Source organism: Pseudooceanicola profundi, from assembly GCF_050897955.1.
Classification (GTDB): Bacteria; Pseudomonadota; Alphaproteobacteria; order Rhodobacterales; family Rhodobacteraceae; genus Pseudooceanicola.
On sequence record NZ_JBPAXZ010000001.1, the window covers coordinates 26,665 to 49,761 of the forward strand.

25 protein-coding genes and 1 tRNA gene are annotated in these 23,097 nt (G+C 62.8%); 10 read left to right on the forward strand and 16 right to left on the reverse strand.

The window, feature by feature from the left end; genetic code table 11:
* Window positions 1-12: 12 nt before the first annotated feature.
* The 9 genes from phoU to ACRARG_RS00180 all read right to left on the reverse strand — a co-directional run bounded on the left by phoU (window position 13) and on the right by ACRARG_RS00180 (window position 8,968).
* A complete protein-coding gene (phoU, locus tag ACRARG_RS00140; RefSeq protein ID WP_432687946.1) occupies window positions 13-738 on the reverse strand; it encodes a phosphate signaling complex protein PhoU in 726 nt (241 codons plus the stop codon).
* A gap of 31 nt (window positions 739-769) precedes the next feature.
* On the reverse strand, window positions 770-1,567 hold the full coding sequence (gene pstB, locus ACRARG_RS00145; protein WP_432687947.1) for a phosphate ABC transporter ATP-binding protein PstB: 798 nt from the start codon (window positions 1,565-1,567) through the stop codon (window positions 770-772).
* 17 nt (window positions 1,568-1,584) lie between these two features.
* Window positions 1,585-2,949, reverse strand: coding sequence for a phosphate ABC transporter permease PstA (pstA, locus tag ACRARG_RS00150; RefSeq protein WP_432687948.1), 1,365 nt, complete (start codon window positions 2,947-2,949; stop codon window positions 1,585-1,587).
* A complete protein-coding gene (gene pstC / locus ACRARG_RS00155) occupies window positions 2,946-4,409 on the reverse strand; it encodes a phosphate ABC transporter permease subunit PstC (protein WP_432687949.1) in 1,464 nt (487 codons plus the stop codon). The genes pstA and pstC overlap by 4 nt, the downstream gene beginning before the upstream one ends.
* An 87-nt stretch (window positions 4,410-4,496) precedes the next feature.
* Window positions 4,497-5,537, reverse strand: coding sequence for a substrate-binding domain-containing protein (locus ACRARG_RS00160; protein WP_432687950.1), 1,041 nt, complete (start codon window positions 5,535-5,537; stop codon window positions 4,497-4,499).
* Window positions 5,538-5,773: 236 nt separating this feature from the next.
* The gene (locus ACRARG_RS00165) at window positions 5,774-6,814 is read right to left on the reverse strand and encodes an ATP-binding protein (RefSeq protein ID WP_432687951.1); all 1,041 of its coding nucleotides are present in this window, start codon (window positions 6,812-6,814) and stop codon (window positions 5,774-5,776) included.
* 16 nt (window positions 6,815-6,830) lie between these two features.
* The gene (locus ACRARG_RS00170; protein WP_432687952.1) at window positions 6,831-7,358 is read right to left on the reverse strand and encodes a gamma carbonic anhydrase family protein; all 528 of its coding nucleotides are present in this window, start codon (window positions 7,356-7,358) and stop codon (window positions 6,831-6,833) included.
* Window positions 7,355-8,005 carry a guanylate kinase gene (gene gmk, locus ACRARG_RS00175; protein ID WP_432687953.1) on the reverse strand — a complete coding sequence of 217 codons (651 nt, stop codon included), beginning with the start codon at window positions 8,003-8,005 and terminating at the stop codon, window positions 7,355-7,357. Before gmk ends, ACRARG_RS00170 begins: the two co-directional genes overlap by 4 nt.
* Before the next feature lie 84 nt (window positions 8,006-8,089).
* The gene (locus ACRARG_RS00180) at window positions 8,090-8,968 is read right to left on the reverse strand and encodes a YicC/YloC family endoribonuclease (RefSeq protein ID WP_432687954.1); all 879 of its coding nucleotides are present in this window, start codon (window positions 8,966-8,968) and stop codon (window positions 8,090-8,092) included.
* Window positions 8,969-9,224: 256 nt separating this feature from the next.
* Between ACRARG_RS00180 and ACRARG_RS00185 the strand changes: the two genes are divergently transcribed.
* Window positions 9,225-9,980, forward strand: a complete 756-nt coding sequence (locus tag ACRARG_RS00185; RefSeq protein WP_432687956.1) for a PAS domain-containing protein — start codon at window positions 9,225-9,227, stop codon at window positions 9,978-9,980.
* A 90-nt stretch (window positions 9,981-10,070) separates the two neighbouring features.
* Here ACRARG_RS00185 and ACRARG_RS00190 read toward each other — a convergent pair whose 3' ends face one another.
* Window positions 10,071-11,438 (reverse strand): class II 3-deoxy-7-phosphoheptulonate synthase, encoded by a 1,368-nt coding sequence (locus ACRARG_RS00190; RefSeq protein ID WP_432687957.1) that lies wholly within the window; start codon window positions 11,436-11,438, stop codon window positions 10,071-10,073.
* A 176-nt stretch (window positions 11,439-11,614) separates the two neighbouring features.
* Here ACRARG_RS00190 and ACRARG_RS00195 point away from each other — a divergent pair, with 176 nt between their 5' ends.
* The gene (locus ACRARG_RS00195; RefSeq protein ID WP_432687958.1) at window positions 11,615-12,583 is read left to right on the forward strand and encodes a GlxA family transcriptional regulator; all 969 of its coding nucleotides are present in this window, start codon (window positions 11,615-11,617) and stop codon (window positions 12,581-12,583) included.
* A gap of 12 nt (window positions 12,584-12,595) precedes the next feature.
* The gene (gene arsC, locus ACRARG_RS00200; RefSeq protein ID WP_432687959.1) at window positions 12,596-13,015 is read left to right on the forward strand and encodes an arsenate reductase (glutaredoxin); all 420 of its coding nucleotides are present in this window, start codon (window positions 12,596-12,598) and stop codon (window positions 13,013-13,015) included.
* A gap of 3 nt (window positions 13,016-13,018) precedes the next feature.
* Here arsC and ACRARG_RS00205 read toward each other — a convergent pair whose 3' ends face one another.
* Window positions 13,019-14,101, reverse strand: a complete 1,083-nt coding sequence (locus ACRARG_RS00205) for a PA0069 family radical SAM protein (RefSeq protein ID WP_432687960.1) — start codon at window positions 14,099-14,101, stop codon at window positions 13,019-13,021.
* Between the two features lie 121 nt (window positions 14,102-14,222).
* Window positions 14,223-14,351: a hypothetical protein gene (locus ACRARG_RS00210; RefSeq protein WP_432687962.1), complete on the reverse strand. Its 129-nt coding sequence runs from the start codon at window positions 14,349-14,351 to the stop codon at window positions 14,223-14,225.
* Here ACRARG_RS00210 and ACRARG_RS00215 point away from each other — a divergent pair.
* Genes ACRARG_RS00215 through ACRARG_RS00225 form a run of 3 tightly spaced genes read left to right on the forward strand, consistent with a single transcriptional unit; the run spans window position 14,350 to window position 16,224 of the window.
* Window positions 14,350-15,054, forward strand: a complete 705-nt coding sequence (locus ACRARG_RS00215) for a cobalamin B12-binding domain-containing protein (RefSeq protein WP_432687963.1) — start codon at window positions 14,350-14,352, stop codon at window positions 15,052-15,054. The genes ACRARG_RS00210 and ACRARG_RS00215 overlap by 2 nt on opposite strands.
* A 28-nt stretch (window positions 15,055-15,082) precedes the next feature.
* A complete protein-coding gene (locus ACRARG_RS00220; RefSeq protein ID WP_432687964.1) occupies window positions 15,083-15,718 on the forward strand; it encodes a DUF1638 domain-containing protein in 636 nt (211 codons plus the stop codon).
* On the forward strand, window positions 15,715-16,224 hold the full coding sequence (locus ACRARG_RS00225) for a hypothetical protein (protein WP_432687965.1): 510 nt from the start codon (window positions 15,715-15,717) through the stop codon (window positions 16,222-16,224). Before ACRARG_RS00220 ends, ACRARG_RS00225 begins: the two co-directional genes overlap by 4 nt.
* 1 nt (window position 16,225) lies before the next feature.
* Here the strand turns inward: ACRARG_RS00225 and ACRARG_RS00230 are convergent, their stop codons facing one another.
* Window positions 16,226-16,633: a SufE family protein gene (locus ACRARG_RS00230; RefSeq protein ID WP_432687966.1), complete on the reverse strand. Its 408-nt coding sequence runs from the start codon at window positions 16,631-16,633 to the stop codon at window positions 16,226-16,228.
* Between the two features lie 120 nt (window positions 16,634-16,753).
* Here ACRARG_RS00230 and ACRARG_RS00235 point away from each other — a divergent pair, with 120 nt between their 5' ends.
* Window positions 16,754-17,245 carry a hypothetical protein gene (locus tag ACRARG_RS00235; RefSeq protein WP_432687968.1) on the forward strand — a complete coding sequence of 164 codons (492 nt, stop codon included), beginning with the start codon at window positions 16,754-16,756 and terminating at the stop codon, window positions 17,243-17,245.
* Here the strand turns inward: ACRARG_RS00235 and rnd are convergent.
* From rnd to purM, 3 genes are all read right to left on the reverse strand, one after another.
* The gene (rnd, locus tag ACRARG_RS00240) at window positions 17,242-18,399 is read right to left on the reverse strand and encodes a ribonuclease D (RefSeq protein WP_432687970.1); all 1,158 of its coding nucleotides are present in this window, start codon (window positions 18,397-18,399) and stop codon (window positions 17,242-17,244) included. The genes ACRARG_RS00235 and rnd overlap by 4 nt on opposite strands.
* An 84-nt stretch (window positions 18,400-18,483) precedes the next feature.
* Window positions 18,484-19,080, reverse strand: coding sequence for a phosphoribosylglycinamide formyltransferase (purN, locus tag ACRARG_RS00245; RefSeq protein WP_432687971.1), 597 nt, complete (start codon window positions 19,078-19,080; stop codon window positions 18,484-18,486).
* Window positions 19,077-20,123 carry a phosphoribosylformylglycinamidine cyclo-ligase gene (gene purM / locus ACRARG_RS00250; RefSeq protein ID WP_432687973.1) on the reverse strand — a complete coding sequence of 349 codons (1,047 nt, stop codon included), beginning with the start codon at window positions 20,121-20,123 and terminating at the stop codon, window positions 19,077-19,079. Before purM ends, purN begins: the two co-directional genes overlap by 4 nt.
* 297 nt (window positions 20,124-20,420) lie before the next feature.
* On the opposite strand from purM, the gene ACRARG_RS00255 reads away from it, so the two are divergent.
* The 3 genes from ACRARG_RS00255 to ACRARG_RS00265 all read left to right on the forward strand — a co-directional run bounded on the left by ACRARG_RS00255 (window position 20,421) and on the right by ACRARG_RS00265 (window position 23,095).
* Window positions 20,421-20,496 (forward strand) — tRNA-Ile (locus tag ACRARG_RS00255).
* A gap of 29 nt (window positions 20,497-20,525) precedes the next feature.
* A complete protein-coding gene (locus ACRARG_RS00260) occupies window positions 20,526-21,533 on the forward strand; it encodes a ligase-associated DNA damage response exonuclease (protein ID WP_432687975.1) in 1,008 nt (335 codons plus the stop codon).
* Complete coding sequence (locus ACRARG_RS00265) at window positions 21,530-23,095, forward strand: cisplatin damage response ATP-dependent DNA ligase (RefSeq protein ID WP_432687977.1); 1,566 nt, start codon at window positions 21,530-21,532, stop codon at window positions 23,093-23,095. Before ACRARG_RS00260 ends, ACRARG_RS00265 begins: the two co-directional genes overlap by 4 nt.
* Window positions 23,096-23,097 lie beyond the last annotated feature (2 nt).

The following is a 23,097-nucleotide window of genomic DNA, read 5'->3' on the forward strand; positions in this document are numbered from 1 at the left end:
TTGGTTCCGTTGTTACGAGCCGAGCTGCGGCGATAATGCCTGATCGGTCGAGGTCAAATCCTGTTTCGGCCGGGAATCATCGGGCGTGGTCCCGGTGACCAGATAGATGACCTGTTCGGCGATAGAGGTCACGTGGTCCCCCATACGCTCTGTGTTCTTGGCCATGAAATGCAGATGCATGCAGGCGGTGATATTGCGCGGATCTTCCATCATGAAGGTCAGGAATTCGCGAAACAGTGCATTATACATCTGGTCGACATCGGAATCCCGGGCAATGACGTCGCGCGCCTTGCTCACATCGCGCTGAATATAGCTGTCCAGCGCGTCCTTGAGCATTTCATTCACTTCGCGTGCCATACGACGCAACGCCGCCTGGGAGCCGTGAATCGGGGACATGTTCGACAGGATCGAGGTGCGCTTGGCCATGTTCTTGGCATAGTCGCCGATCCGTTCCAGATTGGCCGAGATCTTCATCACCGACAGCACGATCCGCAGATCGGACGCCGTGGGCGCGCGCAGGGCAATCAGGCGGGCGGCCTCTTCGTTGATCATCTCTTCCAAGGCATCGATGGCCTTGTCCCCTGCCCTGACCTTTTCAGCCAGCTCTTCGTCGCGGGTTTCCAGCGACTGGGCTGCGTCGAGGATGGCGGTCTCGACGAGCCCGCCCATTTTCATGATCCGCGCCTGAACGGTTTCCAGGTCGCGGTCGAATGCGGAAGCGATATGCTGCTCTGCCATGGTGTCCTCCCAGGACTGATTTGGCGTGCGTTCAGCCGATACGGCCGGTGATGTAGCTTTCGGTGCGGGGATCAACCGGATTGGTAAAGATCTGGCCGGTTTCCCCGAATTCCACGAGGTTGCCCAGGTGGAAGAAGGCGGTTTTCTGCGACACGCGGGCGGCCTGCTGCATGGAGTGCGTGACGATCACGACCGAGTAGTTCGCGCGCAGCTCGTCGATCAGCTCCTCGACCTGGCCGGTGGCGATGGGGTCGAGCGCGGAGCACGGCTCGTCCATCAGCAGCACCTCGGGCTCCGTTGCCACAGCGCGGGCGATGCAGAGACGCTGCTGCTGACCGCCGGACAGGCCGGTGCCGGGGGCATGCAGACGGTCCTTCACCTCATCCCAGATGGCGCCGCGACGCAGGGATTTCTCAACGATCTCATCCAGATCGGCCTTGTTCTTGGCCAGACCGTGGATCCGGGGACCATAGGCGATATTGTCGTAGATCGACTTGGGGAACGGGTTCGGCTTCTGAAAGACCATGCCGACCTTGGCGCGCAGCTGCACCGGGTCGACCTTGGGGTCGTAGATGTCTTCTCCGTCCAGCAGGATCTCGCCCTTCACCTTACAGATGTCGATCGTATCGTTCATCCGGTTCAGGCAGCGCAGGAAGGTGGATTTGCCGCAGCCCGACGGGCCGATGAAGGCCGTCACGGTCTTGTCTTCGATCTGAACATCCACGTCTTTGATGGCGTGGGTCTCACCATAATAGACCTGCACCTTGTTGGCTGCGATCTTGGTTTCCTTGGTCGTCACTTTTTGCTCCGATGCGGGGGCGTCATACATGGTTACTTCTCCCATATTTACCAGCGGCGCTCAAACCGGCGACGGAGGATGATAGCAATGATGTTCATGGTCATCAGGAACAGCAGCAGGATAATGATGCCGCCCCAGGCCCGTTCGTAATAGGCCGGGTCGGCCCGCTTGGCCCATTCGTAAATCTGCGCCGGCATGGCCGAGTTCGGCGAGAGGAAGCCGGAGGCCAGCCCTTCGGGGTAGTTGGAGGCGATGAAGCCCACCATCCCGATCAGCAGCAGCGGCGCGGTTTCGCCAAGGGCCTGCGCCAGACCGATGATCGTCCCGGTCAGGATGCCCGGCATGGCCAACGGCAGCACATGGTGGAAAACCGACTGCATCTTGGAGGCCCCTACCCCAAGCGCCGCGTCACGGATCGAGGGCGGCACGGCCTTCAGCGAGGCGCGGGTGGAGATGATGATCGTCGGCAGGGTCATCAGCGTCAGCACCAGACCGCCAACCAGCGGCGCGGATTGCGGCAGATGGGCGAACTGGATGAAAACGGCGAGGCCCAGGATACCGAAGACAATCGACGGCACGGCGGCGAGGTTGGAGATATTCACCTCGATCAGGTCGGTCCAGCGATTTTTCGGTGCAAATTCCTCAAGGTAGATAGAGGCCGCGACGCCGATGGGCAGAGCCAGCAGAAGCACCACAAGCATCATGAAGAGCGAGCCCAGCATCGAGACACCGATCCCTGCCTGTTCCGGCCGGCTTTCCGACGCATCCGCGCCCAGGATGAAATCCCAGTTGAATTCGCGCTGCAGGATACCGGCCTCGGCCATGGCATCGGTGATGTCGAGATGCTCTGCATCGAGGTTCTTGTCGCGGGCGAGGTCTTCACGGGACACGCGGCCTTTGAGGTAGCCGTCCACGCGGGACGAGGCCAGCAGCCGGAAATGGACCGTTTTGCCGATCTGATCGGGATTGGCCAGAACGTAGTCGCGCATCTGCGCCAGTGCAGAGGCGGAGACCATCTTTTCCAGATCGCTCGCCTTCTCGAAGGGCATGTCGATGCCCTGGGCTTCCAGCGTCGTCTCCATCGCGGTGACGAGGATCGGCTTGTAGCCGAAGGTCGACACTTTGGCGATCTTTTCCAGGTCTCCGGTGCCGTCCTTGTCCAGCTTCTCGGCCGAGAGCTCGACCGGGATGGTCATGAAGGTCTGGGTGAAGGCCGGTACGCCATTGCGGATGATCGCGACGAGCAGCAGCACCAGAAAGATCAGGCCGATGGACACGGCAGCAATGCCGTAAGCCTTGAACCGGGCCTCTGCCGCGTTGCGCTTCTTGACGCGCGCGTCGAGGGTCAGCAGTGAGGAGGACTTGCGCGGTTCGGCACCGGAAGCGCCGGGGGTCACGGTGGCGTCGGTCATTCGTATTGCTCCCGGTATTTGCGCACGATCCAGAGCGCGAAGATGTTCAGGCAGAGGGTGATCACAAACAGTGTCATGCCAAGCGCGAAGGCCACGAGCGCCTCGGGCGAGGCAAAGTCGGCATCGCCTGTCAGCTGCGACACGATTTTTGCTGTAACCGTGGTCATTGCCTCAAAGGGGTTCATGGAAAGCCGGGCCGCGGCGCCTGCCCCAAGGACCACGATCATCGTCTCACCGATGGCGCGGCTGGCGGCCAGCAGAATGGCGCCGACAATGCCCGGCAGCGCGGCCGGCAGGACCACCTGGCGGATCGTTTCCGATTTTGTCGCGCCCAGCCCAAGCGAGCCGTCGCGCATCGCCTGAGGCACGGAGTTGATGATATCGTCGGACAGCGAGGACACGAAGGGGATCAGCATGATGCCCATGACGAGGCCTGCGGTCATGACCGCGCGGGAGCCGCCCATCCAGCCAAGCGCATTGGGTCCGAAAATCGACACCAGCGCCGGGCCGACCGTCAGCAGGGCAAACAGACCGTAGACGATGGTCGGGATCCCGGCCAGCACCTCCAGCAGCGGCTTGGCAAAGGCGCGCACCGCCGGCGAGGCATATTCAGAGAGGTAGACCGCCGCGAACAATCCGATCGGAACCGCCACGGCGAGCGCGATGATCGAGATGTAGAACGTGCCCCAGAAGAGCGGGATGATCCCCAGCTCTGACCCGCCGCCGAAGGACGGGGCCCATGTGGCGCCAAAGAAGAACTCGGTCCAGGGGTAGAGCGTGAAGAAGCGGGCCGTATTGCCGACCAGCGACAGGACGATACCGATCGTGGTCATGATGGCGATGGATGCGGCAAAGATCAGCAGCGCAAGGACGACCTTTTCCACCACATTGCGGGCGCGGAAATCCTTGTCGGTCCGTTTCAGCGACAGCGCCAGGCCACCAAGCGCCACGGCGAGAACCAGAATGGTCCGGATCAGATTGCCGGTCGCGCTCATGGACCGGTATTTCTGCGCCGCGCGCAGCACGTAGGACTGCACGTCAGAGCCGATGGCAACGCCAACCTCGCCCAGGCGATCGCGGACATTGGTAAATTCGGTCCGGATGGAGCCGGCCTGATCAGAGGTCAGCGCACCGCGCTCCACGGCAAGGTCGAGGCCCTCGGCGACACGCCGGACATCCGACATGATCAGCGACAGGCCGCCGCTGTCGGAATAGTTGGCTTCGGGGATCAGCGACCGGACCTGGCCGGTGATGAGCATCGGCTGCACAAGCAGCCAGACCAGCAGCAACCCAAACGCCGGAATGATCACGAACAGGGCCGCGTTGAAGCCGTAATAGGTGGGCAGTGAATGCAGGTGACGCGCGTCGCCGCCCGCAGAGGTCATGGCGCGGGACCGTCCCAGGACATATCCGATGGCGGCCAGAACAAGAACAATGACAAGGGTCCAGAAAGCCGACATGAGATATTTCCCGGATGGATAAGACAGCAGAAACCGGCCAGGCCGGAGGCTGGAGCGGCACCGATGAGGCGCCGCTCCGGGGTCCAATTACATGTTGGAGCCCATGGTCTTTTCTTCGGACACCGACGACTGGGTTTCCGACAGTTCCGGGTCGGAGACCAGGCCGTACTCGGACAGCGGGCCGGAGGGGCCTGCCATGTCGTCAGAGACGAAGAACTCTGCGTATTCTTTCAGGCCGGGGATCACGCCGATGTGGGCTTTCTTCACGTAGAAGAACAGCGGGCGGGACACCGGGTATTCACCGGTCGAGATGGTCTCGGTCGAGGGTGCTACGCCGGACATGGTCGCGACTTTCAGCTTGTCGGTGTTGTTCTCGTAGAACGCCAGGCCGAAGATGCCGATGCCGTTTGCATTGCTGTCGATGGAGGCCAGCGTTTCGGTGTAGTCGCCGTCGATGTCCACGGACTTACCGTCGGTGCGGACCGCGATGCAGGCATCTTCCGCGTCGTCTTCGCTCATGCCGGCAGCAACCATGGCTTCCAGTGCGCCGGTGGCTTCACAGCCGGCGGCCAGAACTTTTTCTTCAAACACTTCACGGGTGCCGTGCTTGGTGCCCGGGATGAAGGCCAGGATTTCTTCGTCCGGCAGATCGGCGTTGAAGTCGGTCCACTTGGTGAAGGTGTTGTCGACCAGCTCGCCGTCGACGACAACTTTGGGCGCCAGGGCGTTGTAGATGTCGGCGGGCTCAAACGCGGAGTAGTCGGGGCCGTTCAGCTGGGATGCGAACACGATCCCGTCGTAACCGATGCGGACTTCGATGATGTCAGTGACACCAGCTTCGGCGCAGGCTTTGATTTCTTTTTCACGGATGGCACGCGATGCGTTGGCAACGTCGATGGTGTTCTCGCCAACACCTTCGCAGAAGCGCTTGAGGCCAGCGGAGGAACCGCCGGATTCGACGACGGGCGTCGGGAAGTCGAAGTTTTCGCCGAAGGCCTCGGCGACGATCGACGCGTAGGGCAGAACGGTGGAGGAACCGGCAACCTGCACCTGATCACGGGCGGTTGCGGCGGTTGCGGAAACAGCAGCGATCGCCAGGGCAGAGGCGGTCAGTTTCATCATGGACATGGATTGCTCCCAGACATGTGTGTATTGGCCACCATCCCCGGTGACCCTGGTGCCGTCCTAGTGACAGCGCATTATGCTTTTGTGACGGTTACGTAACAGTTTTACGACAGTCGGCATGACCTTGCGGAAATGCCAAAAATTACTGATCCGGCATAAGAATTTCCGCGCGGCCCTCCGCGTGGGTCACGGGTCACGCAAGCCGAAATTCATGAAACGTTTACGCAGTATTAACGGGTTCAGTCCAGCGGCAGGGAGATGGTGAAACGGCTGCCCGCCCCCGGTTCACTGTCGATCCTGAGCCGGCCGCGATGCCTGTTCACAATATGCTTCACGATGGCCAGACCCAGCCCGGTGCCGCCCATTTCACGGGAGCGGTGCGAATCGACGCGGTAAAACCGTTCGGTCAGCCGCGGCAGGTGGACTAGCTCGATCCCCGGACCCTGATCCGCCACGGTGATCTCGATCCCGGGGCCCCGGAGGGCCGGCACGACCTCGGCCCGGGAAATCGATACGCTCACCGTTTTGCCGGGGCCACCGTATTTCACACCATTCTCGATGAGGTTTGTCATGACCTGGCGCAGCTGATCCTCGTCGCCGGGGATCTTCATGTCGACCCCGGCGAGATCGACCTCGATCTTCACGTCCGATTCCTGCGCCACAGGTTCCAAAGCCCGCGCAACCGAGGTCGCCAGACCGCCGAGATCCACGCGGTCCTTGGGGCGCACACGTTCCTCTGCCTCCACCCGGCTGAGTGACAGAAGATCGCGCACAAGGCGCTCCATCCGGTGCGCTTCCCGTTCCATGATCGTGAGGAACCTGTCCTGCGCCGCCGGATCGTTGCGGGCCGGTCCCCGCAGCGTTTCGATAAAGCCCAGCAAAGCGGTCAGAGGGGTGCGCAGTTCATGACTGACATTGGCCACGAAGTCCCGCCGCATCTGTCCCGCCTGCTCCAACGAGGTGACATCCTCGTAACAGAGAAGCACGCCCTCCCCTACCCCCAGATCAATCCGGGAGGCCGTGACGTTATAGGTCAGGTCACGGCCGGATTCGCTGCTCAGGTGACGGGTCCGGCGCGAGTTTCCGTCCCGCAGGCAGCCTTCGACCGCATCCAGTACCGCCGGGTGGCGGATCGCGGTGATAAAATGCCGCCCGACAATGGCAGAGCCCAGAAGACTGCGCGCCTGGGCATTGCTGGCCAGGATACGCTCGCCGCGCCCGATCAGGACCGCCGCCAGCGGGATCGCGTCCAGCAGCTGGGTCAGAAACGCCTCTGTCATCCTCGAAACTCCGCCGTCAGAGCGCGGTCAGGCCGGTGCGGAACCGGCGCATATTGTCCTGATAATGCAGCGCCGAGGCTTTTAGCCGCGCTTCCCAGTCAGGGCCCAACTGCTTGACCACCTGACCGGGGCTGCCCAGAACCATCGAATTGTCGGGGATCACCTTGCCCTCGGTCACCAGTGCCCCGGCCCCGATCAGGCAATTCCTGCCGATGACGGCATTGTTCAGCACCGTCGCCCCCATACCGATCAGCGAATTATCCCCGACCGTACAGCCGTGCAGCATGGCCTTGTGCCCGATCGTACAGTTCTCGCCGATCGTCAGGGGGCAACCGGCATCGGTATGCATGACCGTGTTTTCCTGCACGTTCGATCCGCGACCGATGCGGATGGGTTCATTGTCGCCCCGCAGCGTGGCCCCGAACCAGACCGAGGTGCCGCTTTCCAGGATCACCCGGCCGATGACATTGGCGTCGGGCGCGACCCAGAAGTCATTGTCATCCGGCGTAACAGGTTCCAGTCCATCCAGGGCGTATAGGGTCATCTCGTTTCCTCGAATTCCTGATGAAGTTTACGGATGTGTTCGGTCAGACCGGGCTGCTGGGTGCGGCGCAGGCGGGCCGCGCTGAGAATGGACCGCAGGCGCGTCTCGGTTGCGTCCAGATCGTCATTGACCAGCACGTAATCATAGGCGTCCCAGTGGCTGATCTCGTCCCAGCTTTTCTGCATGCGACGGGCGATCACCTCTTCGCTGTCCTGACCGCGTTGCTTCAGCCTGCGATGAAGTTCGGTGATCGAAGGCGGAAGCAGGAAAATCGACAGGGTATGCTGACCCAGAGCGGAATTCCTGATTTGCTGCGCGCCCTGCCAGTCGATGTCGAACAGCACGTCACGGCCTGCGTCGATGGCCTCCTGCACGGCCGCCCTGGGCGAGCCGTAAAAGTTGCCGAACACATGGGCATGTTCCAGCATGTCGCCACTGGCCACCTGGCTTTTGAAGGCCGCCACGTCCATGAAATGATATTCGCGCCCGTCCACTTCGCCCGGACGCGGCGGGCGGGTCGTGGCAGAGACGGAAAAGGCGATGCTGTCGTCCCAGGCGCGCAATCGTCCGGCGAGGGTCGATTTGCCGGCGCCGGAGGGCGACGACAGGATGATCAGCAGGCCGCGCCGCGTCGCTTTGCTCGTCATGGATGAAGTCTTTCCAGATGATGCCTGCACCGCCATTGGCATCTTTCGCAGATCACCGCAAGCGCCCGGCGGCGGCAGGCCGGGTCATTCCAGGTTCTGAACCTGTTCGCGCATCTGGTCGATCGCCGCCTTGAGGTCGAGCCCGATCGTGGTCAGTTCCGGGTGCTGAGACTTGGAACAGAGCGTGTTGGCCTCCCGGTTGAATTCCTGCGCCAGGAAATCCATCCGGCGCCCTGCGGGCCCGTCGCTGTCGAGCAGATCGCGCGCTGCGGCGACATGGGCGGTGAGCCGGTCGAGCTCTTCGGTGATGTCGGTCTTCACGGCAATCAGGGCCAGTTCCTGTTCCAGCCGCTGGGGGTCGAACTGCACCTCGGCAGAGGCAACCTTGCGCAGCGCTTCCCGCGTCGAGGCCGCGATATCGGTGCGGCGCCCGACGACAAGGGCAACGGCCTCGCCCACCAGAGTTTCGATCCGCGCGACATGGCCAAGGAGGAGTTCCCGCAGAACCCGGCCCTCCTGCGCCCGCATCGTCGCCAGCTCTTCCAGAGCGATGGCGAAGGTGGACATGAGGTCCTCCATCAGCCCGGTTGTGTCATCTTCGGCCGCGGCCTGTTCCATGACACCCCGCTGATTGAGGACATCGGCAACCGACGCCGGCGTCAGCGCCACCCCTGCCGCCCCTGCCCGGGCTTCGATCTGCGACAGGGTCGACAGAAGCTGATCCAGAATTTCCTGGTTCAGCTGATAGGCCGGCGCCACGGATATACGGGATATGCGCAGAGACACCGTAATACCGCCGCGCGCCATCCGCTCGGCCGTCCTGGCGCGCAGCCGCGCCTCCAGCCCGGGTAACCAGTCCGGGATACGAAACCGGACGTCGAGACCCTTGGCGTTGACGGACCTGAGGTCCCAACTCCAGCCATAAGTATCGTTGCCGCCCCGCGTGGCCGCAAATCCGGTCATCGAATGGTGCATCAAAATTAACTTTCAGACTATTATTTGACTGCTAACCGCTGCCCCCTGACCGGTCCAGAAAATTCTTAATCGCCGCGCCGGCCAGCCCCGCGATGACGATGCGTTAACCATTTGCACAGGAATTTCGCCAAATAAGGCCGCAATGTGGCATATTCATGATCAGTCAATACTTATGCGCTAGGTTGTTAACGTCTGCGGGGGCGAGACAGATGACTTTGCGGGATTAATACGGAAGATTCAGGACATGGCTCAGGACAAATCCGGTTCAGGCACGGTCGTCGAAATGACACAGTTCGCCTCCCACGCTCACTATCAGCCCCTCAGAGAAGTCGAAGCGTACTGGACCGCGCTGCGGGCCGGGCGGCTTGTACCGCGCCGGTCTGACGTCGACCCGCGCGGCATGGAAAACGCGTTGCAATACGCCTTTGTGCTGGAACGTATCGCCACCGGGATGGGGCGGCTGCGGATTGCCGGCACCCATCTGACGGACCTGCTGGGGATGGAAGTTCGCGGCATGCCGTTTTCAGCGTTTTTCACGCCGGAGGCGCGTGGAGATATCGCTGATGTACTGGAGGCCGCCTTTTCCGATCCCGCCCGGGTCACTGTCGACGTGGTTGCGGAAACCGCCCTGGGCAAACCTGGGTTGGAGGGACGCTTGATCCTTCTGCCGCTGAAAAGCGATCTGGGCGATATTTCCAGGGTTCTGGGCTGTTTCGTGACCCGTGGCACGATCGGGCGGGCGCCGCGCCGGTTTGGCATCACCAATGTGTCGGTGTCGCCGCTTTTGGGGGATGCCCATATCCCCGATGACGGTGCAGAGGATGCCGATATTGCCGGGCGTTCGGCCCCAAAGGCGCGCAAGCCCGAGACGGCGCCTTCGGGCGGTTTCGCAGAAACAGGCGCGCCCTTTGCCGGAGAGGCCGGACGAGGGTCAGAGCCATCTGCCCGCCGCGCCACGCGGCGTCATTACCTGCGCTTGGTGCATGACGCAGAAAGCTGATCTGACCGCCGTCACGGCGCGGTGATCCGCCGACGAGATCTTACCCCCGGGGCCTAAACCTGCCCCGGGGGCCATTACTTTCTGGTTTGCTCAGCCCGCCCGGACGACACGATCCTCGCGGATCTGGGTCAGTTCTTCTGCAATCAGGAAGGCCAGCTCCAGCGATTGCGAAGCGTTCAGCCGGGGATCGCAGGCGGTGTGATAGCGATCCTTCAGGTCTTCGTAGGTGACCTCCTTTAGGCCGCCCACGCATTCGGTCACATCCAGCCCCGTCATTTCGAAATGCACGCCGCCCGGGATGGTGCCCATCGACTTGTGAACCCCGAAGAAGCCCTGAACTTCCTGCAGGACCGCATCGAACGGCCGGGTCTTGTAGCCGGAATTGGACTTGATCGTGTTGCCGTGCATCGGATCGCAGACCCAGACGACATTGGCGCCCTCACTACGGACAGTTTCGATCAGACCGGGAAGATGATCGCCGACCTTGCCCGCGCCAAAACGTGCGATCAGGGTCAGCCGGCCCATCTCATTGGTCGGATTGAGCTTCTGAATCAGCAGCTTGAGGTCATCGCCCGTCATGGACGGACCGCATTTCAGGCCAATCGGGTTCTGCACACCACTGCAGAATTCGACATGGGCCCCGTCGGGCTGACGGGTGCGGTCGCCGATCCAGATCATGTGACCCGAACCCGCGAGCCATTTGCCCGTGGTGGAATCCACTCGTGCCAGCGCCTCTTCATATTCCAGCAGCAACGCCTCGTGCGAGGTATAGAAATCCACCTGGCGAAGCGCATGCTGGCGTTCGGAATGCACACCCGCGGCGCGGATGAAATCCAGCGTGTCAGTGATCCGGTTGGCCATGTCGCGGAACCGTTCGGCCTCGTCCGACTCGGTAAAGCCCAGCGTCCAGCGGTGCACCTCGTTCACATCGGCATAACCGCCGGTCGAAAAGGCGCGCAGCAGGTTCAGCGTCGCCGCCGCCTGCGTGTAGGCCTGCAGCATCTTTTCCGGGTTCGGGATCCGCGCCTCGGGTGTGAAGTCGAGCTCGTTGATGATGTCGCCACGGTAGCTGGGCAGTTCGACGCCATCGATGACCTCGGTCGGGGCCGACCGCGGCTTGGCGAACTGGCCAGCCATGCGGCCGATCTTCACCACAGGCACCTTGGCACCAAAGGTCAGCACCATGGCCATCTGCAGCATCACCTTGAAGGTGTCGCGGATGCTGTCGGCGGAGAACTGGTCAAAGGCTTCGGCGCAATCGCCGCCCTGCATGACAAAGGCCTCACCCCGGCCGGCCTGGCCGAGCGCCTCTTTCAACCGGCGCGCCTCGCCCGCAAAAACCAGCGGGGGATATTTCGACAGCTTCGCCTCGACCGCTTCGAGAGCGGCCTGGTCGGGATAGTCGGGCATCTGCACGCGTGGTTTCTTGCGCCAGTCGGTCTTGTGCCAGCTTGCCATGTCGGGCTCCTCCGCCGGATTGCTTGGTGCGCGGGGTTATAGACAAGGCAAGATGGGAGCGCTACCGCGAAAATCGCCATTGGCACGTCGGAAGGCCGCAAACGACACTTGCGGTCGTTTAAGACGCGTGACAGGAATTTTGGATCGTTCAACTACTCAGGGTGTCGGGCCAGCCGATGTCGGACAAGCAGTATCACTTCGTTTTCGTTCTTCTGGACAATTTCTCGCTGCTGTCCTTTGCCTCGGCCATAGAATGCCTGCGCATCGCCAACCGCATGGCGGCGCGCAAGATCTATAGCTGGGAGATCCAGACAGAGGGCGGCGCCAATGTCTCCTGCTCGGCCGGGACGACATTTGCATCGGACAATGCGCTTGGAGAGCTAAACCGGGACGATACCGTGCTCATCTGCGGCGGTCTGGATGTTCAGAAGGCCTGCACCAAGGTGATGCTGAACTGGATCCGCCGCGAGGCGCGGCGCGGGCTGGCGATCGGGGGCCTGTGCACGGCAAGCCATGTTCTGGCGACGGCGGGGCTGCTGGATGGCAAACGGGCGACGATCCATTGGGAGAACCACGACAGTTTCGCCGAGGAATTTGAAGATGTCATCCTGACCAAATCCGTATTCACGGTCGATGGTCAGCGGATGACGACAGCGGGCGGCACCGCGTCGATCGACCTGATGCTGAAGCTGATTGCGGATAAGAACGGCGAGGATCTGGCCAATTCCGTTGCCGATCAGCTGATCTATTCCTCGATCCGGACCGATCAGGATACACAGCGGCTGTCCGTGCCGACCCGGATCGGGGTCCGCCATCCCAAGCTGAGCCTGGTCATCCAGATGATGGAACGCAATATCGAGGAGCCAATCAGCCCGGCCGTGCTGGCGACGGAGGTTGGCATGTCGACCCGGCAGCTGGAACGGCTGTTCCGTCGCTACCTCAACCGCTCGCCCAAGCGGTATTATATGGAGCTGCGGCTGCAGAAGGCGCGCAACCTGCTGATGCAGACGGATATGTCGGTGATCAATGTGGCGCTGGCCTGCGGGTTTTCCTCTCCGTCACATTTCTCCAAATGTTATCGGGCACAATATGACACTACCCCCTATCGGGAGCGCGGGTCGCACGGGGCGCGTCTGCCAATTTAATACGGAGTTGTCGTGGCTATCGTCATACATCACAATCCCGCTTGCGGGACGTCGCGCAATGTTCTGGACATCATCCGGAAATCCGGGGCCGAGCCTGTCGTGATCGACTATCTGACCGAAGGCTGGACGCGCCCGCAGCTGCTGGCGCTGTTCGCTGCGGCGGGTCTGACGCCCCGCACCGCATTGCGTACCACCAAATCACCTGCCGAAGCGCTTGGATTGCTGGACCCTGCCGTTCCGGACGAGGCGCTTCTTGATGCCATGTTGAGAGAGCCTGTGCTGGTCAACCGGCCAATTGTCTGCAGCCCCAAAGGTGTCCGTCTTTGCCGTCCAAGCGAGACGGTGCTGGATCTGCTGGATAGATTGCCGCCAGGTCCCCTTTTCAAGGAAGACGGCGAGATGATCATCGACGAAGATGGCAATCGGTGCTGAACCTCAGCCAAAAAGGCTGAGCTGATCGCCCTTTCGGGGCGGCGGGCCGAAGAGGTCGGTGCGGAGGGTATGGGACCGGGTGGCCAGACCGAGGCGCCGGACGGCCGCGTCGAAGCGGGTGGCGATCATTTTGGCATAGACGCCCTCCCCCCGCATGCGGCGGCCCCATTGCGCGTCGTAGAGCTGTCCGCCGTGCATTTCGCGCAGACGGTTCAGGACCTTCTCGGCGCGGTTGGGATGATGCTGGCGCAGCCAGTCCTCGACCAGGGGCGCGACCTCGCGCGGGAGGCGCAACATGATCCAGCTGGCAGAGGTTGCGCCGTGGTCGCGGCCGGCTTCGAGGATATGTTCGAGCTCCGGATCGGTGAGGCCCGGGACGATCGGCGAGATCATGATGCGGGTGGGGATGCCGGCCCCGGTCAGGGCGCGGATCGTGGAGAGGCGTTTTTCCGGACGCGGCACCCGCGGCTCCATCGCCCGGCAGAGCGTTGCGTCGAGGCTGGTGACGGAGATGCCGACCGCGGCGAGGCCTTTTGCCGCCATATCCGACAGGATGTCTAGGTCACGCAGAATGCCCGTTCCTTTCGTAACAATGGCGACTGGATGGTTGTAATCCCTCAAGATTTCCAAGCACGCGCGGGTGATCCGGCGATCCCGTTCCACGGGCTGGTAGGGATCGGTATTGGTGCCCATTACGATGGTGGCCACGCGGTAACGGGGCGCGCGCAGCTCGCGCTCCAGCGCCTCCGCAGCATTGGGCCGCGCGGTGAGCCGGGTTTCAAAATCGAGCCCGGGAGACAGGCCGAGATAGGCATGTGTGGGCCGGGCGAAGCAATAGATGCAGCCGTGTTCGCAGCCCCGGTAGGGATTGATCGAACGGTCAAAGGGCAGATCGGGCGATTTGTTATAGGCGATGATGGAGCGCGCCACCTCCTCCCGGACTTCGGTCCTGAGGGGCGTCACCTCTTCGGGGATGTCCCAGCCGTCGTGCTCCGACACGCGGTCGTATCTTTCGTATCGGCCGGTCAGGTTTGTGGCGGCCGCGCGACCACGGCGTGCATCCGGGGCAATGGTCTGGTCGGTCATGGCGCAGTCCTGATGGAGGAGACCGGCGCAGAATGGAACATATAGCGAACATACGCAAGAGCCCGGATGCACCGCGCCGGATTACCCCATGATCGCACAGAAATTTTCGGTTCCACCCCTTTTAAAAGTGCCTAAAGTCGGTCTCATGCAATGTGGTGTCGCAATCGGCCACGTGACGTTCGCAGAACAGGGTCACGATATCGGGATAGGCCCAGTGCCGGTGCAAGCCCAAAGCAAGGTAGATGCGCATGTCGGACGAAGAAGACGAAATCATCCTGTCGGAGCTGAATGACGACGAGTTGGTCGAACAGATGTTCGACGATCTCTATGACGGGCTGAAGGAAGAGATCGAAGAAGGCGTCAATATCCTGCTGGAGCGGTCGTGGACGCCTTACGACATTCTGACCAAGGCGCTGGTCGGCGGCATGACGATCGTCGGCAATGACTTCCGGGACGGCATTCTGTTTGTGCCCGAAGTTCTGCTGGCGGCGAATGCGATGAAGGGGGGCATGGCCATTCTGAAGCCCCTGCTGGTCGAGACCGGCGCGCCGCGCATGGGCAAGATGGTCATCGGGACCGTCAAGGGCGATATCCACGACATCGGCAAGAACCTTGTCGCGATGATGATGGAAGGCGCCGGGTTTGAGGTTATCGATCTGGGCATCAACAATGCGGTTGAAAAATACCTCGACGCCATGGACGCAGAGCAGCCGGACATTCTGGGGATGTCGGCGCTGCTGACCACGACGATGCCCTATATGAAGGTTGTCATCGATACGATGGTGGAAAAAGGCATCCGCGACGATTACATCGTGCTTGTCGGCGGCGCGCCACTGAACGAGGAGTTCGGCAAGGCGATCGGGGCCGACGCCTATTGCCGTGACGCCGCGGTGGCTGTGGAAACCGCCAAATCCATGGTGGCGCGCAAGCATAACCAGGGCGTGTCGGGCTGAGCTCGCGCGTCCCTGACCGGGGCGCAGGATGGTGATACCCAGCGATACCGAACTGACCGAGAGCGGGCTGTCTGCAACGGGCCGGGGGCGCATCCTCGTGCTGGCCTGTGGCGCGCTGGCGCGGGAAATCCTTGCACTGATCGCTCTGAATGGCTGGGACCATGTCGATCTGCAATGTCTGCCGGCCAAGCTGCATAATACGCCCGACCAGATTCCGCAGGCGGTCCGTCGGGCCGTGGCAGAGCGTCAGCCGGACTATGACCGGATATTTGTCGCCTATGCCGATTGCGGCACCGGTGGGCTGCTGGAGGCCGCCTGCGCCGAGATAGGCGTTGCGATGATCGCCGGCCCGCATTGCTATGCCTTTTTCGACGGGCTCGCGGCCTTTGCGGAACGTGATGAAATGGATGCGTTCTTTCTGACCGACTTCCTGGCGCGGCAGTTTGATACGCTTGTCTGGAAGGGGCTGAAACTGGACCGTCATCCGCAGCTTTTGCCGATGATCTTCGGCCATTACACCCGGGTGGTCTATCTGGCGCAGACAGAGGATCCGGGGCTCACCCGGCTGGCAGAAGCGGCCGCCGACAAGCTGGGCCTGCGGTTCGAGCGGCGCTTTACCGGCTATGGCGATCTTGCACAGGCGCTGGAGGCGCAGGCGGTGTGACCGCCCTGCCCTCGTTCGACGCGGATTGCGACCGCTGCGTCGCCTTGTGCTGTCTGGCTTTGGCATTTGACCGGGGCGACGATTTTGCCATCGACAAGCCCGCAGGCGTCGCCTGTCCCAATCTGGACGGGCATGGCTGTTCCATACATGAGACGCTGGAGGATGCGGGTTTTGGCGGTTGCGTGCGCTACAGCTGCCACGGCGCCGGCCAGCGGGTCGCGCAGGAGCTGTTTGACGGCCAGTCCTGGCAGTCGGAGCCGGCTTTGACCGGGCCGATGATCACGGCCTTCCGCGGCATGAGAGAGCTGCAGGAGCGGCTGATGCAATTGACGGCGGCCAAGGCTCTGCCCTTATCGGATCAGGACCGGGCGGCCCTGGTGGCGCTGACCGCTCCGCTCTTGCCGGGCGGGATGGACCAACTGGCGGTCCGTGACTTCCCCGGCAGTGCATTGCGCACAGAGATCGACAGATTCGTGACCGGGCTGCGCCGCTATGTGAGCCGCTAGGTCAGGCGGCCGCCGCGACGCTCCGGATCCGGTCGATCATCGCACGGACCCCGTTGGACCGCTGCGCTGACAAATGGTCCTGAAGCCCCAGCCGGGCAAGTTCGGCATGTGCGTCGACCTGCCCGACATCCGAGACATCCAGATCGTTGTAGAGCGCCATGAGAACCGCAATCAGGCCCCGGACGATCATGGCATCGCTCTCACCGGCAAACCGGAATGTTCCCCCGGCGATCTCCGGGTATAGCCAGACCTGGGAGGCGCAGCCGTCAACCTTATTGGCCGGGACTTTCAGCGCGGGATCGAGGCCGGACATGTCTTTGCCAAGATCGATAATATGGCGATACCTGTCCTCCCAGTCGTCGAGAAACTCAAAGTCTCCGACAATGTCCTCGAATGCGGGCTGTGCCATATGTCTTCCTCCGGCTTTGTGCCGAGGTAAGATGTGGGACCTGCCTTGTCCAGCCGCGTGAACGGCTTTTCAACCGGCGATCAATCGGCTAGGCAATTGACCAGCAAGAAAGGTCTGGACATGCGCAAGTCTCTCCCGCTGCTCCTGGTGGTCGCCCTTATCGTTTCGGGCTGTGGGTTTTCCCAGAGCCGGTTCAACCCGCTGAACTGGTTCGGCGGTGGTCGCAACCGCGAGCTGTCGGCATCGGAAACCAATCCGCTGATCCCGCGTCGCAGCAGTTTCGCCCGCCCCGAAGAGGTCGACAACCGGCCGCCTGTGGCCCGTGTCGCGGGCGTCGTGGCAGAACCGCATCCCGGTGGGGCTATCCTGCGCGTCACGGGCGTATCGTCACGTCAGGGGGCCTATCAGGCCGGGCTGCGCCAGATCGAGGATGAGACCGTACCCGATTCTGTGCTGCGCTTTGTGCTGGTGGCCCGCCAGCCCGCCGGGGCGGTGGGGACAGAGCCGACGCGCACGCTGACAGTAGGTCGGCATCTGACGGATGACGCGCTGGCCGGGATCCGTACGATCGAGGTCCTCGGGGCCCAGAACGCCATCACGATCCGGCGTTAAAGCGCGATAATCTCGACCCGTCCCTTGCGGGCGGCGAGCCCGACTTCGCCATTGCACAGACGCAGCGCGTCTTCGCCAAACACATCGCGCCGCCAGCCCGTAAGCATCGGCAGGTCGCGTTTTCCCGCCGACATCGCGTCGAGGTCGGAAGTCGGCGCGATCAGGCGCGGCGCCACGCCCGCGCTGTCGGCCTTGGCCTTGAGCAGGACGCGCAGCAGATCGGCCAGCGCCGGATCGACCTGCATCTTTTCGCGTTCGCGATCGGGCTTGGGAAGATCGTCGTTCGGCATCTCCAGCCCGGCTTTCACGGCGGCAATGATCCCGTCGGCGATGTCACCTTTGCGCGCCTCTCGCAGGAGCAGGCGAGAGCGGCCGAGGTCCTTGTGGCTCTGCGGCTTGGTGGAGGCGAGCTCGACCAGAGCGTCATCCTTGTAGACCCGGTTGCGGGGGACGTTGTTGGTCTGGGCATAGGTTTCGCGGAAGGCGGCTAGCTGCTGGACCAGACCGAGGAAACGGGAAGAGTTGGTGCGGGTCCGCACGCGCTGCCAGGCCTCTTCGGGGCGCACAATATAGGTTTCGGGCGAGGTGAGGATGGAGATCTCCTCCTCCACCCATTTCTCGCGCTTCTGCTTCTTCAGCTTGGAGGCGAGATATTCGTAGATCCGGCGCAGATGGGTGACATCGGCCAGGGCATAGGTCTTCTGTTCCTCGGTCAGCGGGCGGCGCGACCAGTCGGTGAAGCGCGAGGATTTGTCGAGCTGTTCCTTGGCGATCCGCTTGACCAGCGTCTCATAGCCCACCTGTTCGCCAAAGCCGCAGACCATGGCCGCGATCTGGGTGTCAAACAGCGGATCGGGGATCACCCCGGCATCAACATAGAAAATCTCCAGATCCTGACGGGCGGCGTGGAAGACCTTCACCACGGAGGTGTCGCGGAAGAGCGTGTAGAGCGGCTCAAGGCTCAGCCCCTCTGCCAGCGGGTCAACCAGCACGGCGGTGCTGTCATCCTCGCCCGGCATGGCCAGCTGGATCAGGCAGAGCTGGGAATAATAGGTCCGTTCCCGCAGGAATTCGGTATCTACCGTCACATAATCATGTCCGGCCGCCTCTTCGCAGAAGGCGGCAAGCTCTTCGGTCGTGGTGAGTGTTCTCATATGGCCCTTCGGCTTTGTTTTGACCGGCTGTCTGCTGTCCCCGGTCTATCCCCTATAGGCCATTCCCCGCGCGGGGGGAACAGGCTAGAGCGGCAAATCAAAGCGCGACCGGTCACCCGACGCAAAACGCCGCAGCGTTTCGGGGTAGAGCCGGTGTTCGCGGGTCAGGACCCGCGCCGCCAGCGTCTCGGGCGTATCGCCGGGCAGGATGGGCACCCGCGCCTGACCAAGGATCGGCCCACCGTCAAGCTCTGCCGTCACCTCATGCGTGGTGCAGCCCGCCTCTGCCTCCCCGGCCTCCAGCGCGCGGGCATGGGTGTGCAGCCCGCGGTATTTCGGCAGGAGGGAGGGATGGATGTTCAGCATCCGGCCCGCGTAATGGTTGGTGAACCCGTCGGTCAGGATCCGCATGAACCCGGCCAGGCAGATGATATCCGGCTCCGCCGCGTCGATGGTGCGGATCAGCTCCGCCTCAAAGGCCGGACGGTCACCCTTATGGGGCCGATGATCGACCACCGCCGTGGGCACGCCCATCTCTGCCGCGCGTGTCAGCCCGCCCGCGCCCGCATCATTGGCCAGCACCAGAACGGGGCGCGCCGGATGGTCACCAGCCATGCTCTCGACCAGCTTCACCATGTTGGAGCCGCCGCCGGAGATCAGGATCGCAACGCGTTTGGTCAAAGAAGGGTGCCTGTGTAGCTGACGCCCTGCCCGGCCGTGACATGGCCGAGGGTGCAGACCGTTTCGCCCGCGGCGGTCAGCATGGCCGTGATCGCATCGGCCTGCGTGGCGTCGACCACAACGACCATGCCGATCCCGGCATTGAAGGTCTTGAGGAGCTCTTTCTCCTCCAGACCGCCATGTTCGGCCAGCCATTTGAAGACCGGCGGCAGGGTCCAGCTGCCCAGGTCGATCGTAGCGCCCATGCCCTCGGGCAGGACGCGCGGCAGGTTCTCCGTCAGCCCGCCGCCGGTGATATGGGCCAGCGCATGGACGCCGCCTGCCTTCACCGCCTCCAGCACCTGCCGGACATAGAGCCGCGTCGGCGCCAGCAGCGCCTCGCCCAGCGTCCCGTCGGCCCAGGGGCAGGCATCGGACCATTGCAGGCCGGAATGTTCGACGATCTTGCGAACCAGCGAGTAGCCGTTGGAGTGCACCCCGTCAGAGGCGAGGCCCAGAAGCACGTCGCCCTCCGCCACACCGGCCGGCAGATCGGTGCCGCGCTCCATCGCGCCCACGGCAAAACCCGCGAGGTCGAAATCGCCGTCATGGTACATGCCGGGCATTTCCGCCGTTTCGCCGCCGATCAGCGCGCAGCCCGATTTCTCGCAACCCAGAGCAATGCCTTCGATGATCGCCGTCGCCTGATCGAGCTCCAGCTTGCCGGTGGCGAAATAGTCGAGGAAAAAGAGCGGCTCCGCCCCCTGGCAAACCAGATCGTTCACGCACATGGCGACCAGATCGATCCCGATGGTGGAGACATTGCCGGTATCGATGGCGATCCGCAGCTTGGTGCCGACGCCATCCGTGGCCGCGACGAGGATTGGATCAGTATAACCCGCGCCCTTGAGGTCGAAGAGCGCGCCAAAGCCGCCGAGGCCCGACATGGTGCCGGGACGCGCGGTGCGTTTGGCGGCTGGTTTGATGCGTTCCACCAGCGCGTTGCCCGCGTCGATATCGACGCCCGCTTCGGCATAGGTGATCCCGTTCTTTCTGTCGGTCATCTGGCTCTCCGGCTGCTTGGCGTTCCGATAGACCAGAGCGAGCACGCTGTCCACGGGGGAGCGCAGAGAAGACGGTTTGTAAGATTTTCGAATTGTGATGGCCAAACACGGCAAACATGTTCAGGATCATATATTTTGGTGCGCTATGTGAAAGTCTTTTGCCGACTGAGTTTCACGTATGAAATCATATTGCTCCAATTTTCTTAAAATGGCTCATTTTCCGTCTGGCGCATTGCCTGCCCTCCCCTTCTGTCATGCTTGACGCTTGTGCCCGCTTTGCCTAATCACGCTGTCGGCGGGCCTGTAGCTCAACGGTTAGAGCAGAGCGCTCATAACGCTTTGGTTGCGGGTTCAAATCCTGCCGGGCCTACCAATCGCCCCCACTTCCGCTAAATCCCCGTTATGCGCTACGAGGACGTCCTGCACCCCACGCCAGAGGGGCTCTATTGTCCGCCTGGGGATTTCTGGATCGACCCGGTGGTGCCGGTGCCGCGCGCGCTGGTCACGCATGGGCATGCCGATCATGCGCGGTCGGGGCATGGCGCGGTGCTGGCCACGCGGCAGACGCTGGACATCATGGCGATCCGCTATGGCGAGGGGTTCACCGGCCGCCGTCAGGTGGCCGATGCGCCGGTCGATATCGGCGGTGTCACCGTTAGCTTTCATCCGGCGGGCCATGTGCTGGGATCGGCGCAGATCCTTCTGGAACATCGGGGCATGCGGTTTGTCGTCTCCGGCGATTATTGCCGACATGACAACCCCTCCTGTCTGCCGTTTGAGCCCGTGCCCTGCGATGTCTTCGTGACGGAGGCGACCTTTGCCCTGCCCGTCTTCCACCACCCTGCCCCTCAGGATGAGATCGCCAAGCTGATGCAATCTCTGACGGATTTCCCGGAGCGCGCGCATCTGGTCGGGGCCTATGCGCTGGGCAAGGCGCAGCGGGTCATCGCGCTGATCCGTCAGGCGGGCTGGGACAGGCCGATCTATATCCAGGGCGCGCTGGAAAAGCTCTGCGCCTATCATGAGGCGGAGGGGATCGCTTTGGGAGAGCTGCGCCCCGCGACCGACAAGGGGCTGAAGAAGGCCGATTTCGCGGGGGAGATCATCGTCGCCCCGCCTTCGGCCGCCAATACGCCCTGGGCGCGGCGGTTTCCCGATCCTGTCGTCAGCTTTGCCTCGGGCTGGATGCAGATCCGCAACCGGGCCAAGGCGCGCGGGGTTGAGCTGCCGATGGTGCTGTCCGATCACGCCGACTGGCCCGACCTGATCCGCACGATCGAGGAGCTGAACCCGGAGGAGACCTGGATCACCCATGGCCGCGAGGATGCGCTGATGCGCTGGTGCGAGATGACGCAGCGCGTGGGCCGCCCGCTGCGGCTGGTAGGCTATGAGGACGAGGTGCCGGAATGAGGGCCTTTGCCATGCTTATGGAGCGTCTGGCCTTCACCCCCGCCCGCAACGGCAAGCTGCGGCTGCTGGAGGAGTTCTTTCGCACCCGCCCCGACCCCGAACGCGGCTATGCGCTGGCCGCGATCACAGGCGATCTGGAATTGCGGCAGGTCACCCCCTCCCTCTTGCGGACATTGGCGGCGGAGCGGGTCGATCCGGAGCTTTTCCAGCTGTCTTACGATTTCGTCGGCGATCTGGCGGAGACGATGGCGCTGATCTGGCCTGCGGCGGAGGCGCCGGAAGATAGTGAGCTGTCCGCGCTTGTGGAAGAGCTGATGCGGGCCGGAAAGGCCGATCTGCCGGGGATCATCACCCGCCAGCTCGACCGGATGACGCCGAGCGAGCGTTACGCCTATCTGAAGCTGGCCACAGGCGGCATGCGCATCGGCGTGTCGGCGCGGCTTGCACGGACGGCGGTGGCGCAGTTCGGCGACCTGCCGCTGGCAGAGATCGAGGAACTCTGGCATGGGCTGACCCCGCCTTACACCGCGCTTTTTGACTGGGCGGAGGGCGGCGAAAAGCCGGTGAATGCGGCGCGCGCGCCGTTCCGTCCGGTGATGCTTTCGACCGCCAATGATCTGGACGGGCTGAAGGATTTGCCACCCGGCGATTATCTGGCGGAGTGGAAATGGGACGGAATCCGGGTGCAGGCCGTGTCGGACCGGGGTCTCAGGCGGCTTTATTCCCGGACCGGGGAGGATATTTCCGCCGCCTTCCCCGATCTGATCGAGGCGATTGATTTCGAAGGCAGTTTTGACGGGGAACTGCTGGTGCGGCGCGGCGATCAGGTGGCGCCGTTTGGCGATCTTCAGAAAAGACTGAACCGGAAGACGGCGCCGAAGTCCCTGCTGGCCTCGCATCCCGCCGCGCTGCGGTTCTACGATATCCTGTTCGACGGGGAGAGAGACCTGAGGGCGGAGCCGACCGAGACCAGACGCGACATTCTGGAACAGCGCGTGGCAGGGATGGACCCCAACCGCTTCGATCTGTCGCCCCTGCTGCCGTTCGGGAGCTGGGACGACCTCGCTGCCCTGCGTGCCGATCCGCCCGACGATGTGATCGAGGGCGTGATGATCAAGCACCGGGACAGCCCCTATCTTTCGGGCCGAATCCGGGGTCACTGGTTCAAATGGAAGCGCGATCCGATGGTGATTGATGCGGTGTTGATGACGGCACAGCGGGGGCATGGCAAGCGATCCGGTTATTATTCTGACTATGGATTTGGGGTCTGGGATGGGGATCGGCTCGTCCCGGTCGGAAAGGCCTATTTCGGTTTCACCGACGAGGAGCTGATAGAGCTGGACCGCTTTGTCCGGCAGAATACGACCGACCGGTTTGGCCCTGTGCGCGCCGTGGCGCCGGGGCTGGTGCTGGAGATCGCTTTTGAAGGGCTCAACCGGTCCAAGCGACATAAATCGGGGCTGGCGATGCGCTTCCCCCGGATCTCCCGGATCCGGCGCGACAAACCGGTGGCAGATGCCGACCGGATCGAAACGTTGCAGGCCATGCTGCCCGCGCCCTGAGC

Coding starts and splice junctions, on each gene's coding strand:
- phoU (WP_432687946.1), bottom strand. CDS start 738: ATGGCAGAGCAGCATATCGCTTCCGCATTCGACCGCGACCTGGAAACC.
- pstB (WP_432687947.1), bottom strand. CDS start 1,567: ATGTATGACGCCCCCGCATCGGAGCAAAAAGTGACGACCAAGGAAACC.
- pstA (WP_432687948.1), bottom strand. CDS start 2,949: ATGACCGACGCCACCGTGACCCCCGGCGCTTCCGGTGCCGAACCGCGC.
- pstC (WP_432687949.1), bottom strand. CDS start 4,409: ATGTCGGCTTTCTGGACCCTTGTCATTGTTCTTGTTCTGGCCGCCATC.
- ACRARG_RS00160 (WP_432687950.1), bottom strand. CDS start 5,537: ATGTCCATGATGAAACTGACCGCCTCTGCCCTGGCGATCGCTGCTGTT.
- ACRARG_RS00165 (WP_432687951.1), bottom strand. CDS start 6,814: ATGACAGAGGCGTTTCTGACCCAGCTGCTGGACGCGATCCCGCTGGCG.
- ACRARG_RS00170 (WP_432687952.1), bottom strand. CDS start 7,358: ATGACCCTATACGCCCTGGATGGACTGGAACCTGTTACGCCGGATGAC.
- gmk (WP_432687953.1), bottom strand. CDS start 8,005: ATGACGAGCAAAGCGACGCGGCGCGGCCTGCTGATCATCCTGTCGTCG.
- ACRARG_RS00180 (WP_432687954.1), bottom strand. CDS start 8,968: ATGACCGGATTTGCGGCCACGCGGGGCGGCAACGATACTTATGGCTGG.
- ACRARG_RS00185 (WP_432687956.1), top strand. CDS start 9,225: ATGGCTCAGGACAAATCCGGTTCAGGCACGGTCGTCGAAATGACACAG.
- ACRARG_RS00190 (WP_432687957.1), bottom strand. CDS start 11,438: ATGGCAAGCTGGCACAAGACCGACTGGCGCAAGAAACCACGCGTGCAG.
- ACRARG_RS00195 (WP_432687958.1), top strand. CDS start 11,615: ATGTCGGACAAGCAGTATCACTTCGTTTTCGTTCTTCTGGACAATTTC.
- ACRARG_RS00205 (WP_432687960.1), bottom strand. CDS start 14,101: ATGACCGACCAGACCATTGCCCCGGATGCACGCCGTGGTCGCGCGGCC.
- ACRARG_RS00215 (WP_432687963.1), top strand. CDS start 14,350: ATGTCGGACGAAGAAGACGAAATCATCCTGTCGGAGCTGAATGACGAC.
- ACRARG_RS00210 (WP_432687962.1), bottom strand. CDS start 14,351: ATGCGCATCTACCTTGCTTTGGGCTTGCACCGGCACTGGGCCTATCCC.
- ACRARG_RS00220 (WP_432687964.1), top strand. CDS start 15,083: ATGGTGATACCCAGCGATACCGAACTGACCGAGAGCGGGCTGTCTGCA.
- ACRARG_RS00230 (WP_432687966.1), bottom strand. CDS start 16,633: ATGGCACAGCCCGCATTCGAGGACATTGTCGGAGACTTTGAGTTTCTC.
- ACRARG_RS00235 (WP_432687968.1), top strand. CDS start 16,754: ATGCGCAAGTCTCTCCCGCTGCTCCTGGTGGTCGCCCTTATCGTTTCG.
- rnd (WP_432687970.1), bottom strand. CDS start 18,399: ATGAGAACACTCACCACGACCGAAGAGCTTGCCGCCTTCTGCGAAGAG.
- purM (WP_432687973.1), bottom strand. CDS start 20,123: ATGACCGACAGAAAGAACGGGATCACCTATGCCGAAGCGGGCGTCGAT.
- ACRARG_RS00260 (WP_432687975.1), top strand. CDS start 20,526: ATGCGCTACGAGGACGTCCTGCACCCCACGCCAGAGGGGCTCTATTGT.
- ACRARG_RS00265 (WP_432687977.1), top strand. CDS start 21,530: ATGAGGGCCTTTGCCATGCTTATGGAGCGTCTGGCCTTCACCCCCGCC.